At 41.9% G+C, this 19,190-nt stretch carries 19 protein-coding genes and 2 tRNA genes; 9 read left to right on the top strand and 12 right to left on the bottom strand.

The annotated features are described in order from the left end of the window. Positions 1–3: 3 nt before the first annotated feature. The 3 genes from J1N09_RS04730 to J1N09_RS04720 all read right to left on the bottom strand — a co-directional run bounded on the left by J1N09_RS04730 (position 4) and on the right by J1N09_RS04720 (position 1,275). Complete coding sequence (locus J1N09_RS04730; protein WP_265198519.1) at positions 4–510, bottom strand: OmpH family outer membrane protein; 507 nt, start codon at positions 508–510, stop codon at positions 4–6. Between the two features lie 67 nt (positions 511–577). Then, entirely contained in the window at positions 578–817 is a 240-nt protein-coding gene (locus J1N09_RS04725) for a hypothetical protein (protein WP_321160796.1), read from the bottom strand. Beyond that, positions 817–1,275 carry an SRPBCC family protein gene (locus tag J1N09_RS04720; protein ID WP_265198517.1) on the bottom strand — a complete coding sequence of 153 codons (459 nt, stop codon included), beginning with the start codon at positions 1,273–1,275 and terminating at the stop codon, positions 817–819. Before J1N09_RS04720 ends, J1N09_RS04725 begins: the two co-directional genes overlap by 1 nt. 169 nt (positions 1,276–1,444) lie before the next feature. On the opposite strand from J1N09_RS04720, the gene J1N09_RS04715 reads away from it, so the two are divergent. From J1N09_RS04715 to J1N09_RS04685, 7 genes are all read left to right on the top strand, one after another. Beyond that, entirely contained in the window at positions 1,445–3,406 is a 1,962-nt protein-coding gene (locus tag J1N09_RS04715; RefSeq protein ID WP_265198515.1) for a peptidylprolyl isomerase, read from the top strand. Next, positions 3,406–4,263 carry a peptidyl-prolyl cis-trans isomerase gene (locus tag J1N09_RS04710; RefSeq protein WP_265198513.1) on the top strand — a complete coding sequence of 286 codons (858 nt, stop codon included), beginning with the start codon at positions 3,406–3,408 and terminating at the stop codon, positions 4,261–4,263. Before J1N09_RS04715 ends, J1N09_RS04710 begins: the two co-directional genes overlap by 1 nt. Beyond that, positions 4,241–5,686 carry a peptidylprolyl isomerase gene (locus J1N09_RS04705; RefSeq protein WP_265198512.1) on the top strand — a complete coding sequence of 482 codons (1,446 nt, stop codon included), beginning with the start codon at positions 4,241–4,243 and terminating at the stop codon, positions 5,684–5,686. The genes J1N09_RS04710 and J1N09_RS04705 overlap by 23 nt, the downstream gene beginning before the upstream one ends. An 11-nt stretch (positions 5,687–5,697) precedes the next feature. After that, entirely contained in the window at positions 5,698–6,651 is a 954-nt protein-coding gene (locus J1N09_RS04700) for an AAA family ATPase (protein WP_265198510.1), read from the top strand. A gap of 113 nt (positions 6,652–6,764) precedes the next feature. Beyond that, positions 6,765–7,913: an acyltransferase family protein gene (locus J1N09_RS04695; protein ID WP_265198508.1), complete on the top strand. Its 1,149-nt coding sequence runs from the start codon at positions 6,765–6,767 to the stop codon at positions 7,911–7,913. A gap of 202 nt (positions 7,914–8,115) precedes the next feature. Beyond that, on the top strand, positions 8,116–10,380 hold the full coding sequence (locus tag J1N09_RS04690; RefSeq protein ID WP_265198506.1) for an aconitate hydratase: 2,265 nt from the start codon (positions 8,116–8,118) through the stop codon (positions 10,378–10,380). A 158-nt stretch (positions 10,381–10,538) separates the two neighbouring features. Beyond that, on the top strand, positions 10,539–11,102 hold the full coding sequence (locus tag J1N09_RS04685) for a TlpA family protein disulfide reductase (protein ID WP_265198505.1): 564 nt from the start codon (positions 10,539–10,541) through the stop codon (positions 11,100–11,102). Positions 11,103–11,113: 11 nt separating this feature from the next. Here J1N09_RS04685 and J1N09_RS04680 read toward each other — a convergent pair whose 3' ends face one another. The 7 genes from J1N09_RS04680 to J1N09_RS04650 form a co-directional block, all read right to left on the bottom strand. Beyond that, positions 11,114–11,815: a lycopene cyclase domain-containing protein gene (locus J1N09_RS04680; protein WP_265198503.1), complete on the bottom strand. Its 702-nt coding sequence runs from the start codon at positions 11,813–11,815 to the stop codon at positions 11,114–11,116. Positions 11,816–11,818: 3 nt separating this feature from the next. Then, entirely contained in the window at positions 11,819–12,268 is a 450-nt protein-coding gene (locus J1N09_RS04675) for a sterol desaturase family protein (protein WP_265198502.1), read from the bottom strand. A 4-nt stretch (positions 12,269–12,272) separates the two neighbouring features. Beyond that, positions 12,273–13,115 (bottom strand): phytoene/squalene synthase family protein, encoded by an 843-nt coding sequence (locus tag J1N09_RS04670; RefSeq protein ID WP_265198851.1) that lies wholly within the window; start codon positions 13,113–13,115, stop codon positions 12,273–12,275. Position 13,116: 1 nt separating this feature from the next. Then, positions 13,117–14,574 (bottom strand): phytoene desaturase family protein, encoded by a 1,458-nt coding sequence (locus J1N09_RS04665; RefSeq protein WP_265198500.1) that lies wholly within the window; start codon positions 14,572–14,574, stop codon positions 13,117–13,119. Positions 14,575–14,630: 56 nt separating this feature from the next. After that, on the bottom strand, positions 14,631–15,542 hold the full coding sequence (locus tag J1N09_RS04660) for a MerR family transcriptional regulator (RefSeq protein WP_265198497.1): 912 nt from the start codon (positions 15,540–15,542) through the stop codon (positions 14,631–14,633). 769 nt (positions 15,543–16,311) lie between these two features. Further along, a tRNA-Leu gene (locus J1N09_RS04655) sits at positions 16,312–16,395 on the bottom strand. A 132-nt stretch (positions 16,396–16,527) separates the two neighbouring features. Then, positions 16,528–16,600 (bottom strand) — tRNA-Lys (locus tag J1N09_RS04650). 118 nt (positions 16,601–16,718) lie between these two features. On the opposite strand from J1N09_RS04650, the gene J1N09_RS04645 reads away from it, so the two are divergent. Then, positions 16,719–17,240, top strand: a complete 522-nt coding sequence (locus J1N09_RS04645) for a shikimate kinase (RefSeq protein WP_265198496.1) — start codon at positions 16,719–16,721, stop codon at positions 17,238–17,240. On the opposite strand, the gene J1N09_RS04640 is transcribed toward J1N09_RS04645, so the two are convergent. Beyond that, positions 17,232–17,732 carry a phosphoribosyltransferase family protein gene (locus tag J1N09_RS04640; protein ID WP_265198493.1) on the bottom strand — a complete coding sequence of 167 codons (501 nt, stop codon included), beginning with the start codon at positions 17,730–17,732 and terminating at the stop codon, positions 17,232–17,234. The genes J1N09_RS04645 and J1N09_RS04640 overlap by 9 nt on opposite strands. Positions 17,733–17,767: 35 nt before the next feature. Further along, entirely contained in the window at positions 17,768–18,142 is a 375-nt protein-coding gene (locus J1N09_RS04635) for an RNA-binding S4 domain-containing protein (protein WP_265198492.1), read from the bottom strand. A gap of 80 nt (positions 18,143–18,222) precedes the next feature. On the opposite strand from J1N09_RS04635, the gene J1N09_RS04630 reads away from it, so the two are divergent. After that, positions 18,223–19,155: an FKBP-type peptidyl-prolyl cis-trans isomerase gene (locus tag J1N09_RS04630; protein WP_265198490.1), complete on the top strand. Its 933-nt coding sequence runs from the start codon at positions 18,223–18,225 to the stop codon at positions 19,153–19,155. Positions 19,156–19,190 lie beyond the last annotated feature (35 nt).

The raw sequence follows: 19,190 nt of genomic DNA, 5'->3' as shown, positions 1-19,190 counted from the left end.
GATCTATTCCTCCTCTTTCACCTCAATACCCATGTCTTTTAGCACGGCTAAGGTAAGGTCGAAGCGATTATCGATATAAACTAAAATGTTACTGCGCTCCATTACCTGGGTATATCCTTCGGCCTGGGCTACTTTCTCCAGTGAAGCTCCAATTTTCGTGTATAGCGGCTGTAGTTCCTCATCACGCTTTAATCCTATAAGTTGAGTGGCATTCTGACGAAATTTATTAATATCACCCTCTACGCCAATAATCGAATCCTGCATGGTCTTTCTTTGTTCAGCAGTATATGAAGGATCGTTCTTTGCATACTCATTCACCAAACTTTGGTAGTTCCCCATCTTCTTGGAAAGATCGCTGTCCAGTGTTTTTCCATATTCTTCAACTTTTTTCTGAACATCGAGGATCTCCGGCATTTGAGCCAATACGAAGTCGATATCAATTGTTCCTACCTTGGTTTGAGCGGTCACAGAAACCGCGAATGATAGAATTAGAATCTGAAGTAATTTCATGTGTAGTTGTTTTTAATCATGCAATAATACTAAAGAAGGCAATAAACGAGCCATCTTTCGCAAAATTTTAAGAATCTGAATATACCTGACCCCTGTGCGGTTTAAGTCGGTCCCGAAGGTCTTGCATGCGGCTGCGTTCCGTGATCATGAAGGCTGAGTGATACATTTCACTATGCGCCTCCGTTCCCGTTTTGCTGTTAGGTATTTTTTCTGAATGAATGAACTCGTCCAGGTGTTTTGCGTGATGCACCGCAATATGAGACGCATTTGGTCCGCGAAAATCCCAAATTAGTTTTATTAATTCCATTATTCGTCTTCTGCTACCGATGTTCCGTTTTCTGCGAAGGCTTTAAAGTCGTTTAAATACTTCTGAGATTGCTTTTTGAAGGCACCGGGCATGAGCCACCCCAGCAGTTTCATCCCGAAACCGGAGAATTGGAACTCACTTTCAGAAACCCACTTAGTTGAAGAATCATCCACCTCGTAAAAAAAATTCCTCTGAATATTGTGCACTCCTTTGGTATCGTAATTTGCATGAAATTCAGACGGAAAATCGTTTTTGGTGATGGTTTCGGTCATGGACATTTCCCTTTTACCCATTTTATATTCGAGCTTCATCTTCGCCCCGGGTTGGCCGGGTGACCCTTCCAATAATTCATATCCTAACAGACCTCGTTGCCAGTGTTGCATGTTTTCCGGGTTGTCCAGTTTTTGTATCACTTCTTCACGGGGCAGATCTATGATTACTTCGGTGGTGTATCTCATTTTTGTTTATCGGGATTGGTCTAAAGGCAATTTACATAAATTTTGTCATACAATTGGCTAATACAGCATGCTTCAAGGTATCGAATAATGGTATGTTAATCCAGCTTGCGCAACCGTGCGATTTTGTTATTTTTGCCAGACTTCAATTTCGTATAAATATCTTATTAGAATGAAAAAAGTATTCGTTTTATCGGTGTGTCTGTTGATGACTTCAATCTCAGTCTTTGCACAAAAGAAGAAGGATGTGTTGCTCACTATCAATGACAAACCCGTCTATGCCAACGAATTCAGGCGAGTGTACAAGAAGAACCTTGATCTTGTGAAGGACGAACGGCAGAAAACCGTCGATGGGTACATGGATTTATTTGTCGATTATAACCTCAAGATCGCAGAAGCCTATGAAAACAACCTGCACAAACGCCCTACCTATTTACAGGAATTCTCCAGGTATGAGGAACAGTTATCGCGGAATTACATTTACGATGATGCCGTGGTGGACGAATTAGTAATGGAGGCGTATCAGCGCGGTTTGGAAGAAATTGAAGCCAGGCACATATTGATCTCTGCCGATTATAACTCCAGTCCGCAAGACTCGCTTAAGGCCTATAACAAGATCAAAGAAATTCGGGAGAAAGCACTTTCCGGCGAGGATTTTGAGGCCCTGGCCAGACAGTACTCTACAGAACCCGGAGCTGCCGACAGGGCCGGCTACCTTGGGTATTTCACGGCCTTTTCCATGGTGTATCCCTTCGAAAGTGCTGCGTACAATACGGAAGTTGGAGAGATCTCGGAGATCGTTCGCACCCAGTTTGGCTACCATATTTTGAAAGTGCTCAACAGAAGGGAGAAGGGATCTGAGATTTCAGTTTCTCACATCCTGATTTCAGAAAAAGACAACAATACAAGAACATTCAGTCCTGAAGAAAGGATCAACGAGATCAATCAGCTGCTCAAACAGGGAGAGGATTTTGCGAAACTTGCAGAGCAGTACTCCGACGATAAGAATTCGGCAGTGCGGGGTGGACGACTGAATCGCTTCAGCAGGGGAAGGTTGCGTTCGATGGTATTCGAAGACAAAGCCTTCGAGCTGAAAGAGATAGGTGATGTCAGTGAGCCCTTTAAGAGTGAGTTCGGGTGGCATTTAGTAAAGTTGGAAGAGATACACGCAAAACCAACGTTCGAAGAATTGAAACCCAATCTCGAGAAACGTGTAAAGGATGGAGACCGCTCCAAAAAGGTTACTAGTGCCATCAGCAATAAGATAAAGGAGAAGTATGGGTTTTCAAAAGGAGAGCCATATCTTGAATACTTCGTTGACTTTTTGCCCGATGAGGTACTGCAGCGGAGATTCAGATATGATTCAGTAGCACCCGTTGCCAACAAAACCCTTTTCACCATTGGCAAAAAACCGTATTCCTTCGAGGATTTTACTCGTTTCATTGAGTCTAAGCAACGTCAATTCGTTAACTACAATACTAAATATTCTCTGGTTACAGCGGCATACGATGAGTTTGAAGTAAATTCTCTGAAGGCCTATTACAGGAGTCAGCTGGAACTTGAAAACGAAGATTACGCCACGACTATTAGTGAATATCGAAACGGTCTTTTGATATTCGATCTTATGAGTGAGAATATTTGGAGAAAAGCCAAGGAGGATTCACTGGGTCTGGAAGCGTTTTACCAAAAAACCAAGGAACAATATCAGTGGGGTGAACGTATTAAGGCTACGATAGCTGGAACTACCGAAAAAGAGAATGCTCTGCAGGTTGCCGAATTATGGAAGGAAGGCAAAACGGATGATGAGGTGAAGGAATTGATGAATTCGGAAGAAAAGGTAAGCGTGATCATGACAGCGGGAACCATTGAGGTGACCAATGACAAACTTCCAGAAGGCCTGCCTATCAAAAAAGGAGTTTCGGATCTATACAATAATAGCGGAACTTACGTTGTAATAAGGATTGATGAGATCGTTCCGCCGGGAATTAAGGAGCTCGATGAAGTGAGAGGGAAAGTGATGAGTAATTACCAGATACAGTTGGAAAACGACTGGATGGAGTCTCTGCGGAAAAAATTCAAGGTCGAAATCAATAAAAAAACACTCAAGAAACTCAAAAAGGAATTCAAGTCTTAATGCGGACAAAGCTTTTATTGATATCCCTGCTAGCTACGCTATCGATTTCATGTGATTTTCTGAAACCGGAGGCGAATAAAGTGCCGATAGCTCGAGTAAATGAGAGCTATTTGTACGAGGAGGATATTGCGGCATTGATTTCGGAGAATATGTCTGAAGCAGACAGCACTCTTATCGTTTCGAATTTCATCAATCGATGGGCCACTCAGCAACTGCTCATAGATCAGGCCCGAATCAATCTCACCGAAACTCAGCTGGAAGATTACGAAAAACTGGTTCAGGATTACAAAAACGACTTACTAACGGAAGCCTACAAGAATACCATTGTTTCGCGTCAATTGGACAGCACCATCACCGAGCAAGAATTTGATAATTACTACGAAGAGAATAAGGAAAATTTCAAGTTGAATGACGAGCTCATGAAGATCAGGTACATTCACCTGGATGAGAACTATTCGAATTTGAGTCAGACACGCACCATCCTTGCCCGTTTTGACGATGAGGATAAAAAGATGCTGGATTCCTTAAGCATTCAGTTCAAGGCGTACAATTTCAACGATTCAACATGGGTTAAAAAGCAGGCAGTGATGAATGCTTTACCGGTTTTAAGAACGGCGGATCCCAATCTGTTAAAAAAATCAAATTTTGCACAAATACAAGATTCATTAGGAGTATATTTGGTGAAAATTGAAGATATTCTTAAGACAAATGATATAGCACCTTTGTCTTACGTTCGGCCAACGATTAGGGAAATAATTCTGAATAAACGAAAGTTGGAGTTGATAAGGGAACTTGAAAGAGATATAACAAAAGATGCGGTTAAAAACAACAAATATGAAGTCTACAATAATCAGTAGCCTCTTTTGCCTCTTAATTGGATGGGGAGTAAGTGTGGCCCAGGTTACTGAAACCGGAGAAACTTCGCTGGAGGTAGAGGCCTTGGAAGAAACCCCGGAACCCGTGAAAGTTGATACGGTTAAGAAACCCTTTAAAAGGATCAAAGCTGGTGGAGTCAGTGCAGTGGTTGGAGAATACGTAATCGTGGAATTCGATATCGACCTTGGCTTTATTGAACTGCAGCAACAAGGCGCGTCAATTGAAGATATCTCCCGTTGCCAGATGCTAGGTAAGCTGATGGAGGATAAACTCTATTCCCATCACGCCAAACAAGATAGTATTATAATACCCGATTCACAGACCAATTCAAGGACAGATCAGCAACTACAGTATCTGACCGCTCAATTAGGGACCCAGGAGAAGGTACTTGAATATTACAAAAAAGACAATCTTGAAGATCTTCGGAAAGAGCTTTTTGATGTAAACCAGCAGATTGCTTTGGCTCAGGAAATGCAACGCACTATCACCGATGAAGTGGAGATCACCCCTGAAGAGATACGCAACTTCTTCTATTCCATACCTGAAGATGAACGCCCTGTTTTTGGTGCTGAAGTGGAAGTAGCTCAGATCATAGTGGACCCGGAAGTGACAGAAAAAGCAAAGGAAGACGCTATTAACAGGCTTAATGAAATTCGTACCGATATAGTAGAAGACGGGTCAAGCTTTTCCACCAAGGCCGTTCTTTACTCCAAGGACGAGGGTAGTGCACGAAAAGGTGGACTTATAGAAGGTGTGCGAAGAGATGCCCCCTTTGCTAAAGAGTTTAAAGACATGGCTTTTTCACTGCTCGAAGGTGAGGTAAGTGAACCGTTCGAGACCGATTTCGGATTTCATATTCTCTATGTTGAAAAAATACGAGGACAGGAAGTAGATGTTCGTCATATTCTATTGTTCCCGGAGGTCACTCAGAAAACTCTTGACGAAGCACGCGAGAAGATAGATAAGATCAGGGAAAGTATCGTGAATGACAGCCTTAGTTTCGGCGATGCTGCCCGTTTGTATTCAGACCAAAAGGAGACTCGTAACAGTGGTGGTCGACTTATGAACCCGATTACCGGGGATACTCGCTTCGACCTTACAAAAATGGATCCTACGCTTAGTGCCCAGGTATATAATCTGGCCGAAGGAGAAGTATCAAAAGTATTTACAGACCGAGACAGAACTGGTAAAAGCAGTTATAAGATATTGTCAGTAACGCGTAGGTTTGAAGAGCACCCGGCCGATTTCGTAAAAGACTACGAAAAGATCAAGGACCTGGCTTTAAAAGAGAAACAGATCAAGGCCATACAGAAATGGCAGGAAAAGAAGATCAAGGAAACCTATATTAGTGTAAATCGTGATTACACCGACTGTGATTTCTCCAATAATTGGCTTCAAAAATAAGAAGAGGGTATATGAGTGACGTAGCTGCAATTGAACAACTGGTAACAAAATACAATGCCTTACGGCAGGAGATAAAAAAAGTAATTGTAGGACAGGACGACGTTGTTGAACAAGTGCTGTTATCTATTTTCTCCGGTGGACATGCCTTGCTTATTGGTGTGCCGGGCCTTGCAAAGACCTTATTAGTTCATACCGTGGCCGAAGCTTTAGGGCTTCAGTTTAAGCGGATTCAGTTTACACCGGACCTTATGCCAAGCGATATACTCGGTTCCGAGATCCTGGATCAGAACAGGGAGTTCAAGTTCATCAAAGGCCCGATATTCTCGAACATTATTCTTGCCGATGAGATTAATCGTACACCACCAAAAACCCAGGCTGCATTGCTGGAAGCCATGCAGGAGAGGGTAGTTACTGTTGCCGGACACAGATACACACTCGATAGCCCATATTTCGTATTGGCTACCCAAAATCCAATAGAACAGGAAGGTACATATCCATTGCCGGAAGCGCAGTTAGACCGCTTTATGTTTGCCATCAACCTTGAATACCCTTCTTTCTCGGAAGAAGTGGAAGTGGTGAAAACGACCACCGGAGGTGAGTCGCAATCGGTGAATGCACTGTTTTCAGGAGATGAAATCCTCGGATATCAGAAATTGATACGAAAGATCCCAGTTGCGGATAATGTGATAGAATACGCCGTAACCCTGGTTGGTAAGACCAGGCCGAAGAGTCAGGCGGCCCCGGAGATTGTAAAAAATTATATCGATTGGGGAGCTGGGCCCAGGGCCTCACAAAACCTGATCCTTGGAGCCAAAGCCAACGCCGCTTTGAATGGGAAATTCTCACCCGATATCGAAGATGTGCAGAAAGTAGCCATAGGTATACTTCGTCACAGGCTTATCAAGAACTACAAAGCCGAAGCGGAAGGCTTAACGATTGAGCAGATCGTCACAAGTCTATATTAATTTTAAAGATTATGACAGGTTGAAACATGTGGATTGATCATGTACGTTGTGGTCGTTTCATTTATTGGAATTCTTTTTAGTAACTTCCTTCCCGATATCGCCAACCGAATTACATGAACATCGCCAATAAGAAAAGAAACATCGGATTGGATGTGGCTCGCACCATTGCCATACTCCTCGTACTCTTTTCCCACACACTTTGGATAAGTGATCATTACCCTAAAGTGGTGAGTTCGGCAATGAAGTTGAGCGGGACCGCAGGTGTTGAGGTATTTTTTATCATCAGTGGTTTCCTTATTGGAAAGATCGTTTGGCGAGAACTATTGCTGCCCGATTACTCCTTCAAAAACGTAAAATATTTTCTGCTTCGCAGGTGGTTCAGAACTTTCCCGAACTACTATCTATTGCTCTTCGTGAATGTACTTGTATGGTATTTTATTTACGGTGAATTCCCCGAAAAGGTATACAAATACGTTCTTTACATTCAGAACTTCGCCGATACCTCGCTCCCTTTTTACAGAGTGTCCTGGAGTTTGGCAGTGGAGCAATTCTCATACATTCTCGGGCCCTTTATTCTATATGCCCTGATACGTTTGTTTCCGAAGAAAAACAGGGACAAATTCTTTCTGTGGGTGACCATATTCATACTCCTCTGCTTTACGCTCACCAAAGTCTATTTTTACTATACCAAAGAAGTAGCCAATATTTATGAATGGAATGAATCCATCCGAAAAGTTCTTATTTATAGGCTCGATGCCGTTTACTGGGGGTTCCTACTTCGTTATTTCTACAATAAATACACCGATTGGATCCACAGGCGCGAAAAGTTATTGCTAGGCATAGGATTGTTTGGGTTTATCTTCCTGAATATTCTAAGGGTTCCTTTGGGTATCACCGTTGAACAGACTCCCGGCTTTATGATAATTTTTTACCTGGCCATTCATTCTATCGGGATTTGCTGTATCATTCCTTATCTCGTAAGTATGAAGATGAAGTCGAAGATAGGAGTACAGTTCTTTACAACCATAAGTTTGATCTCCTATTCATTGTATTTGCTCCACTACACCATCATTCTTCATAGTTTGAAAACAATATTTCCTTCGGAAGAACTCCGTGGGGTTTCATTGTGGCTGTACACTTTCCTTTATTGGGGTATAACTATTCTCTTATCTTATTTACTCTACAAATATTTTGAGCGTCCGCTCACAAATTTGAGGGATTCACCCCGATTACTGAAATTCCTGGGGTATTCTAAAAATTAGAATTTATCAATAATTGGCATCAAAAATTGAATAGTATTCAAGATAATTCAATAAAAATTGATATTTTAAGAATTATATTTATTAAAAATGCGGTTTCGCTAAGCATTTTAAAATTATTTTAAAATTTTGTACTTTCGCAACGCTGTTCGCTGAATTACTTATCAGAGGATAGGAGCACATTCAAAACCAAAAAAATTACACTATGGCATTCGACATTGACATGATCAAAAAAGTATACGCCCAATTACCGGCACGAGTTGATAAAGCGCGGGAGATTGTGGGTAAACCTTTAACTCTGGCAGAGAAAATTCTGTATTCTCACCTTTGGGATGGAACACCGAACCAGGCTTTTGACAGGGGTAAAGATTATGTGGATTTCGCACCAGATCGTATCGCTTGTCAGGATGCGACTGCCCAGATGGCCTTACTACAATTCATGCAGGCCGGAAAGGATAAAGTAGCTGTTCCAACTACGGTACATTGCGATCACCTGATCCAGGCAAAAGAAGGAGCATCGGCCGATCTTCAGCGTGCGAATGATACCAGTAGTGAAGTATTCAATTTTCTTGAATCAGTATCTAACAAATACGGTATTGGTTTCTGGAAACCGGGAGCCGGGATCATCCACCAGGTAGTACTTGAAAATTATGCCTTTCCGGGAGGAATGATGATAGGAACGGATTCGCACACAGTAAATGCCGGCGGACTGGGAATGGTGGCTGTTGGAGTTGGAGGTGCAGATGCGGTGGATGTAATGGCCGGTATGCCGTGGGAACTTAAATTCCCTAAACTTATTGGTGTTAAACTAACCGGGGAATTGAACGGATGGACCGCTTCTAAAGATGTGATCCTGAAAGTAGCAGGAATTCTAACAGTTAAAGGAGGAACCGGAGCTATAGTTGAATATTTTGGACCGGGAGCCAAGAATCTTTCCTGTACTGGGAAAGGAACTATCTGTAATATGGGTGCTGAGATAGGGGCGACCACATCGACCTTTGGATATGATGATGCCATGGAGCGATTCCTTCGTGCCACAGAAAGAGAAGAGATCGCCGATGAGGCCAACAAAATTAGAGAATATCTTACCGGGGATCCGGAAGTATATGAGAACCCTGAGCAATATTTCGACCAGGTGATAGAGATTAACCTATCGGAGCTTCGTCCACACCTGAATGGGCCTTTCACTCCGGATCTGGCTACGCCAGTAGGTGAGTTGGGTGAGAAAGCCCGTGCTAACGACTGGCCAATTAATGTGATGTGGGGATTGATCGGTTCGTGTACCAACTCCTCTTATGAGGATCTTACACGCGCAGCTTCCATTGCACAGCAAGCCATAGATAAGAAATTGAGACCGAAGAGTGACTTCGGAATTAACCCGGGATCGGAGCAAATTCGCTACACGGCCGAAAGGGACGGACTTCTGGAAGTTTTTGAAAACCTTGGAGCGACCATATTCACCAATGCTTGTGGACCCTGTATTGGTCAGTGGGACCGAAGTGATGTACTTGGAGATGAGAAAAATACCATCGTTCACTCTTTCAACCGAAACTTCTCGAAGCGAGCCGATGGTAACCCGAATACCCATGCCTTCGTAGGATCTCCCGAAATGGTAGCGGCCATCGCAATTTCCGGACGACTTGATTTCGACCCAATGAATGATACCCTTATCAATGAGGATGGAGATGAAGTAAAGCTAGACGAGCCAAGGGGAATTGAACTACCTCCAAATGGATTCGACGTGGAGGATGCTGGTTATATAGAGCCGGATGCAGACGGAAGTCATGTGAATGTTGTTGTGAACCCTACTAGTGAGCGCATACAATTACTTACACCTTTTGAGCCAATAAAGGACGAAGAATTACAAGGTGTAAAACTGTTGATCAAGGCTTTCGGAAAGTGTACAACAGACCATATCTCCATGGCCGGTCCGTGGTTACGATTCAGAGGTCACCTGGACAACATTGCAAATAACACTCTTATCGGAGCGGTTAATGCTTTCAATAAGAAAACGAATTTCGTAAAGAATCAACTGGATGGTGAATACGGAGGTGTGCCGGATACACAGCGCGCATACAAAGCCGCAGGTATCCGAACCATTGTTGTGGGAGATCATAACTATGGTGAAGGATCGTCCAGAGAGCATGCTGCCATGCAACCACGTCATTTAGGTGTTGCTGCCGTGCTTGTGAAATCTTTTGCCAGAATTCACGAAACAAACCTGAAGAAACAAGGTATGCTGGGGCTTACGTTTGCGAACGAGAGCGATTACGACCTTATCCAGGAAGACGATACTTTCAACTTTGTTGACATTGCCGATTTCTCAGCGGGTAAACCGTTAACTATTGAAGTAGTGCACGCAGATGGAAGTAAGGACACGATCAAGGTTAATCACACCTACAACGACGCACAGATCGAATGGTATCGTGAAGGTTCGGCCTTGAACCTGATCAAAAAGCAGAATGCTTAACCAGGTACTTTCGAATATCAACGAGACTGTCTATAAATGCTTTAATTGTCATTCTGAATTCAATTCAGAATCTGAATCAAGTTCAGATTGACAACATTGTTCTTGCGAAGACAGTCTCTTTTGTTTAAGATCATTTTCGAGATTCTGACGAATAATTCATGAAACCATTTCTTCGTAAACATTGGAGCAATCTGTTGATCGTTATCGCGGTGGGATTGCTCATTGTGCCACAGACCTCGATTCCCATCAAGGTCTTCTTCCAACGGTTGATCATGACATCTCCTTCGGAATTGGATGCTTCAGAAATAAATGAACTAAGCACTTATAACTGGCAGATCAGCACTTTAAATGGTGATGCCGTAAACCTAAGCAGGTCTGAGAACAAAGTAGCGGTAATAAATCTTTGGGCCACCTGGTGTCCGCCCTGCATCGCCGAATTGCCAAATTTTCAAAACCTGTACGATGAACTAGGTGATCAGGTGGATTTCTATTTTGTTTCTGCGGAAGAGCCTGAGATCATTGAACGGTTTCTTCAGAAGAAAGAATACGAACTACCTATATATCTCGAGACAGCAAGGCCTCCAGCTGAACTTCGCGTCAATACGATTCCTACCACATTTGTGATAGATAAGAATGGAAGTATCCTTATTCAGAAGACCGGTGTTGCCCGTTGGGACAGTGATGAAGTAAAAGAATTGCTGCGAAGTCTGTTGGCTGAGTAACCAGTTTGGAATTATGTAATTTTTTTACGACCAGATCGTTTTTCAAGCGCCTCCATTACCACATATACCGTAAGCAACATCCCCAGGTTATAAATAGTATCCTCTACTGGAATAGTTAGCATTCTCAGGGACAAGTTCTCATCGTTATTGTACCAAACCACCTGCTCATCGATCCCGGAACCGGTAAGAATTCCATTCACCAGGAAAAACGGTATGAGGATTACCAAATACGTAGCAAAGAAATTACGCAATAAGTCTTTCCTATAACTCTGTACGATCCCTAACATTAGTAATGCATAAACGAAACATGTGAGAGTGTACCAACGATCATAGTTGTACCATAAGGTGATGATGAGCACTGTTAACAACGAAACAATAATAATGTTGGTTGTCAATACTCCAAAACGAAATTTTGAAGAGAGCTCCAGTAAGGCGTAGTGGGTAAATAAACAAGCGTAAGGTATACAGATAAAGAACATCCATTCTTCAATTGGTAGACCGAGTAAATAATACCCTGTTAAGTAATCGGGATTAAAGCCCCAGAAGCTGTTTTCAGTAAAAACAATATCCCAGGGAATGAAGACGGCCATCATTACCAGGATTCCCAGGAAAAGGGATTTCCATTTCTTGTAAAATTTCAGTCTTGGATGGAAACTAAATAATAACGGTACACTAATAGAACCAATGTTGAGCCAAAGGTATAGGGAGTTCATTAGTTATTTCTTGAAATATTTCAAAGGAGGAAAGAGCATTCCAAAACATTCTCCTTTGTCTTTTCCAAGGTGCTTGTGGTGAATTTTATGGGCTCTTCGAATACCTTTTGCGTACCAATTATTCGCATTGCGGAACATTTTAAAACGCTGGTGGATGAAGATATCATGCACCATGAAATAAGTTACACCGTATGCAAAGATTCCCAAGCCTATAGGCAGACCTGCCCAAAACCCATAATATTCCCATGCGATAAAGCAGCTAATACTTACTGCAGCATAGAAAATAAAGAATGCATCGTTCCGCTCCCACCAGCTTCCGTGATCTTTTCTGTGGTGGTCCTTGTGCAATACCCAAAGGAAACCATGCATGATGTACTTATGGGTAAACCATGCCATAAATTCCATTATACAAAATGTTGCCAGAAAGATGAGTATCCAAAGAAGTACTTCCATGATATTACTTTACTAGTTTAAGTTGATATTTTACATAACTTCGGGTAAGCAGTCCGAATTTTTCGTAGTTCGGTACCCGAATCCTCTTATTTTTAATTTCCATAGCTGGCGTCTTAGCCAGTTTTTTCAGCAGTCTTTTATAGTATCGATATGCGATAAACACACCAAATTTCGCTTCAGCAGGTAATAGAAGAATTCCCTGGTAACCTTTTCTAAAATCGTCTTCGATCTCTTCGATGATCCTCTTTTTCGAATCTTCATCAAGTGCCGAAAGGTTGGTATTAGGAAAATACGTTCTGTTCAACGTCTCATAGTCTGCCTTGAGGTCGCGAAGGAAATTTACTTTTTGAAAAGCTGATCCAAGACTCATAGCAGCATCCTTTAATTCTTCAAACTTCGCTGCATCTCCTTTTACAAAAACTTTCAGGCACATCAATCCCACTACATCTGCCGAGCCGTATATATATTGTTGATATTCTTCGTTGGTAAGATATTCAGACTTCGTAAGGTCCAAACGCATACTTGACATGAATGAATCGATCAGTTCTTTATCGATATTGTAATTGTGAACCGTGTGCTGAAAAGAATTCAGTATTGGGTTCATACTGATCTTATTTGCCAGGGCGTAATTCAGATCCTCTTCAAATTTGCTAAAAAGTTCTTCCTTGTTGTAATCGTGGAAGGAGTCCACAATCTCATCTGCAAACCGGACAAATCCATAAATATTATAGATGTCTTGCCGAATTGCAGGAGCAAGCATTTTGGTTGCCATAGAAAAGGAGGTGCTATATGTTTTAGTCACCTTCTTACTACAACTTTCTGAAACATTGTCGAAAATTGCTTTCACATCAATTGTTTTTTTCAATTAAACCAGCAACCAATTTACCAGAGATAAGCGATGGTGGTACTCCGGGACCCGGAACTGAAAGCTGACCTGTAAAATATAGATTTTTCACTTTCTTGCTTTTCAATTTAGGCCTTAAAAATGCCGTTTGCAATAGTGTATTTGCGAGACCGTACGCATTCCCTTTGTAGGAATTGTATTCACTAATGAAATCGTTCACGCAAAAAGACTCCTTAAATATAACAGAATTTTTAACTTTTTGGCTTGTTAGTAATTCAAATCTCGACATAATTTTGTCGAAATATTTTTCACGTATTTCGGGCGTATCCTCTATCCCGGGAGCTAATGGAATCAGGAAAATTCCTGCTTCTTTCCCTGCTGGTGCCGCAGAATCGTCGGTTTTCGACGGGAAACTGGCATAGAATAATGGTTCTTCGGGCCATGCGGGTTGGTCGTATATCGCTTTTGCGTGTTCTTCAAAATCCACATCGAAAAATAGGGTATGATGATCCACATTTCTTATAGGATGGTCGAACCCTACATAGAATAACAGCGAGGAAGGAGCGAATACTTTTTTATCCCAGTATGATTCTGAATACTGCCTTAGTTTAGGCTCGAGCAAAGTTTCGGTATGATGGTAGTCTGCTCCACTCAGGATTATATCGGCATTTATATCTTCTCCATTTACTTTAATTCCTTGTGCTGTTTTGTTATTGGTAATGATTTTTTCCACGGAAGCATTGGTGTGGATTTTCACTCCCAGTGATACCGCAAGATCTCGCATACCTTCTATCACTGAATACATACCGTCTTTAGGGTGAAAGGTTCCCAAACCGAAGTCGGCGTAGTTCATAAAACTGTAGAAAGCTGGCGTATTTGAAGGTTTCGCTCCCAGAAACAGGACCGGGAATTCGAGTATGGATATGAGTCGTGGGTTGTTAAACTCTTTTCTTACTTCCTTGCTTATAGTTGAGAAGAACTGACCGATCTTCTTAGCCGTAGCTGGTGTTACCAATTCCAGGGGAGAAACTCCTGGCCTATAAACGAGGTCTTTGATGGCGATGTTGTAATTATCCAGGGCCTCATCCATGAATTTCTTCAATTTCACAGAACTCCCGGGTTCTTCTTTTTCAAAAGCTTTACAGATTTTTTCCAGGCTATCTTCGATAGTGATGAAATCATTCTCACCAAAATATACTGAATAGGCTGGGTTGAGTTTTATAAGTTCATAGTAATCGGAAGGATGCTTCCCAAAGTCACCAAAGAATCGCTCAAACACATCTGGCATCCAGTACCATGTTGGACCTATGTCGAAGGTGAATCCCTCTTTCTTCAATTGGCGCGCCCTGCCACCAACGGTGTCATTTTTCTCATAAATAGTAACCTTGTTGCCTGCCTGCGCGAGGTAAGCTGCGGCGGCTAAAGAGGAAAATCCGGACCCTATGACTGCAATGTCTTTCATATTTTGTTTAACAAACATATTAAATAATTAAACAAAATATCGACAGGTCAGGTCTTTTATGATTTTTTTAGTGTTTCGATCTTAGAAATGAAGTCGGCCAAAGATGAAAATACTGTAAAGTTCTTATCCAGTTCCACACCTGTCAATTCAGTTGTTTTGTAGCCCATCAACCACAGGTCGTAAGTACGATCGGAACTAATTTTTTTGTTGAATTCCTTTATGTAGTCTAACAAACCTTGACGATCGGGCTTAACTGTAAAGTACGAAATAAATGTGATGTTCTTATGGTGTTTGATCACAAATTTCAGACTATCCAGTGGTATATTATTCCCGAGGTATATCGTTTTAAATCCAGCATTTAAAACTTCATAGTTTGCGTATAGCAGTCCGATCTCATGAATTTCTTCATAAGGAAGGTATAGGGCGAAAACAGTACTTGTTTGTGTTGGTTTTTTGCGTTGTACTTTTTCAGTATTCAGAACGATCTGTTGTTTCATTAGTTCTGAAATAAATCGTTCGTGAGATGGATCGATGGTCCCGGTTTGCCATAATACGCCTATTTCGTTCAGCAGTGGCATGAAGACATCGAAGAAAATTTCCCGAAACGATTTCGTCTTGGACAGATTATCGAATGTTTCCAGGAATAGTTTTGTGTCGAAATCCAGCATGGCCGACTTCAACGCATTTAAGGCGTATGCTTCCTTTTTATCTTCTCCATGTCCCAGAACCAACTTATTTATCTCCTTCTCACTTAGCTTTGCGATTTTCGAGATCTTGAGTCCCTCGTTGTACAGAAAAGTAACGTTCAGGAGTTTCTTAAGATTAATGAGGTCGTACTGACGGATGTTCGTTTCTGTACGATTGGGTTCAAGTAGGTTGTAGCGTTTCTCCCAGATCCGAATAGTATGAGCCTTAACGTTGCTCAGATTCTCCAAATCCTTGATACTGAATTGTGTTTTGACGTTCATAGCGGCATTTTTCACGGACTAAAGTACGTAAAAATGCTAATAGTGTTTAATAAAGTTTTCTAAAAAATAAACAAAAAGTAATTACGGGAGTTAGAAGACTCACCAGATTATTTCAGATATAAAGGTAGGTCATGAGCCAGTTCACCTCTGAAAATCGTGTTCAAAAAATTACGATTTTCACCTGCTCGCCACGCCCAAAACGGGCTCAACAATTGTCATTCTGAACCTGCCCGAAGGTCATGGCGGGCTTGATTTTTGTCAATCTGAACTTGATTCAGATTCTATTAGACACACTTTCATTCTTTGAGACCCTCCTTTTGAGACTGGCTAATCGTAACCCCAAATGGGAGCGTTGTTAATTCCCGGCTCGCATCTGAAATTTGTGTTTCACAGTTTACAAATTTCACCTGCTCGCCACGCCCACCACGGGCTTAACTTTCAGCAATAAAAAAAGTCACTCTATTTAAGAATAATTTGAGAGTAGGAGATGGGAGTGTTTTGGATTGCCGGCTCGCATCTGAAATTTGTGTTTCACATTTTACAAATTTCACCTGCTCGCCACGCCCACCATGGGCTTAACTTTCAGCAATAAAAAAAGTCACTCTATTTAAGAATAATTTGAGAGTAGGAGATGGGAGTGTTTTGGATTCCCGGTTCACATCTGAAATTTGTGTTTCACAGTTTACAAATTTCACCTGCTCGCCACGCCCACCACGGGCTTAACTTCAGTCAATAAAAAAAAGCCACTCCGTTTAAGAATGACTTTCCGTGCCCGAGATGGGAGTCGAACCCATACGCCCTATTGGACACATGGCCCTCAACCATGCCTGTCTACCAATTCCAGCACCCGGGCAAAAAAAAAGTTAAACCGCGGGGCTTAACTTTTTTTGTGACCTGACTGGGGCTCACTTCGACTGCGCTCAGTGTAAACTTCTCGCCCCATAAGCTAACGCGATACAAACCTGCGGTTTGTAAAATCACTTTGTGACCTGACTGGGGCTCGAACCCAGGACCACCTCCTTAAAAGGGAGGTGCTCTACCAACTGAGCTATCAGGTCTCCTTCATTGCGGGTGCAAATATACTATCAATAAATTTATTTTTCAAAGCATATTAAATTAAATTTGTCAATAAGCGATGAGAAGCTTCAGAACCATGAACATAACAATCCTGAGCGAATGATCTTAGTACTAATTGGTTATATGGGCAGCGGTAAAACTGCTGTTGGTAAGGAGCTGGCATCAACGTTGGATTTCTCTTTTACCGACCTGGATAATTACATCGAAATTCAAGAATCCAAATCCATACAGGAACTATTCGCCACAAAAGGAGAGATCTACTTCAGAAGAAAAGAAAGCGAAGCCGTTGCCAAAGTTCTGAATGAAAAAAACAAGCTCGTACTTGCCACAGGAGGCGGAACACCCTGCTATGGAAATACCATGAATCTTTTCCTGGAATCGGAGCAGGTAAGAACAATCTACTTAAAAGCTTCGGTGGATGAACTCACGACGCGATTGTTTGAAGAGCGAAGTAAAAGACCACTTATAGCCCATCTGGATGATAGGGAGAATCTAACCGACTTCATACGGAAACACTTATTCGAAAGAGCACCGGTCTATGAAAGATCGGAAACCATCATTTCCGTAGAAGGAAAAAGTATTTCTGAAATAGTACGGGAGATCGTTCTCCAGCTATTCTAGAATAGCCCGGTCATTGTCCTTTTCAATGATCACGGAGACATTTTCGCTTATGGAAGTAGATAGCGAAATACCTTTAAAATCGGCTTTTACAGGATACTTTTTATGATTCCGATCAACAAGCACAGCGGTTTTGAACTGCTTTAGAGGAACTTCCAGGAAATGTTTCACTCCATAGATCAACGTCGTACCACTATGTAATACGTCGTCTACCAGTACCACCGACTTATTCGTGTAGGCCTCGGCATCGATCGAGGTCTTGATTGGATTGGTAGGGACTGATTTGTCGATGGTTACTTTGCACAGTGTTACATCAATAGGAGAGACCTTCTCCACCAGGCGCTTCAGTTTCTTTGCCACAAGATAACCGTTGCTCTCAATACCCGCGATAACCACCTCTTTCTCATTGATGTTGGTCTCATATACCTGGTAGGCCATCCGTTTCAGCTTGTGAGCGATCTGGGTCTTATTCAGAATTACTGTTTCCTGTGCCATGTAGTTGTTTTTTTCAAAGATAATAAACCGTTGAACTAATCGAATTCACTTTCGGTAAAATCCTCAAGGTCTCTCCGATCCTTTTTCGTTGGCCGTCCCACACCCTTTTTTCGGTAGTATTCTTTCGAGTATTTAAGCAGTTCCTTATTGGCAAATGCCTCTTTGGGTGTAGTGTCCTTGCGATACATATCAACGAGTTTGGCGCCCAATCGGCTATCGGGTAGGTCAAGTACTTCCAAAGTGAAATTGATTTGCTCCTTTCGCAAGCCTATTGCGTCTCCGGGATATACCTCCCTGGATGGTTTCACCGTGCTCCCGTTCACCGTAATTGAACCCTTCTTGCAAGCACGAGTAGCAATACTTCTCGTTTTATAGTATCTGAGGCACCAGAGATATTTATCAACCCTCATACAATCCCACTTAATTCTACGTTAATATATCGTACAAAAATAGTGGAAAATTGTATCTTGCACCACTCTAAAAATTGATGATGAAAAAATATATTGGTCTACTTTTCACCGCACTATCGATTCTCCTGATTGTGAATTCGTGTGGCAATGATGACGATGTACAAGATAACTTCATTCCTGCCAGGGATCGAGCGGAAGAAGCACCGGTGGCCCAGGCTATAATTGAAGAATACCTGAATACTCACTTTTATAATTACGAAGAATTCGCGAATCCTCCGGCTAATTTCGATTTCCAGATCAAATTCGATACGATAGCAGGGGTTAATTCGGATAAAACACCTTTGAGAGAACAGGTCACTTCCAAAATGGTAAAGGATCGTATTAAAGAAGGATTAGAATACAAATTGTATTACCTCGTGGTAGAAGAAGGGGGAGGAGACCGCCCGGAATTTCCTGATTTAGCGACTATCACCTACGATGGGACCTACATAAACAAGGAAGAAGAGATTCTACCTTACTCACGACGATTCGATGCATCAACAATTCCTATTAGATTCGATATGACAGCTGTTGTTAATGGGCTGCAAGATGTTCTGGTTGAGTTTAAAGGTGCCACCTCTATAGTTACTAACCCTGATGGGTCAACTTCCTTTGAGGGTTATGGCATCGGAGCTGTTTTTATGCCTTCCGGTCTTGGTTACTACGTGAACCCCCCACCAACTTCGGTGATTCCTACCTATGCCCAGTTGATCTTCGCCTTTCAGCTATACGAAAATGAAATGGGTGACCAGGATAACGATGGTGTGCCATCGGTTGTGGAAGACCTAAATGGGAATAATTTAGAAGAAGACGATGATACGGATTTAGACCTTCTTCCGAACTATGCTGATAACGATGACGATGGTGATGGTCGTCCAACAAGAGATGAGATCGAGATAGACGCCAATGGAAATATTACTTACCCCGATGAAGATGGGGATGGGATTGTAGATTATCTGGATTCAGATAGTTAGAATTAATTATTTCTGAAAAAATTAGAAAGCCTCAC

This window comes from Aureitalea sp. L0-47 (assembly GCF_026126405.1).
GTDB lineage: Bacteria > Bacteroidota > Bacteroidia > Flavobacteriales > Flavobacteriaceae > Pukyongia.
Note: the sequence above shows the minus strand (reverse complement) of the source record. Positions and strands in the feature narration are given on the sequence as shown.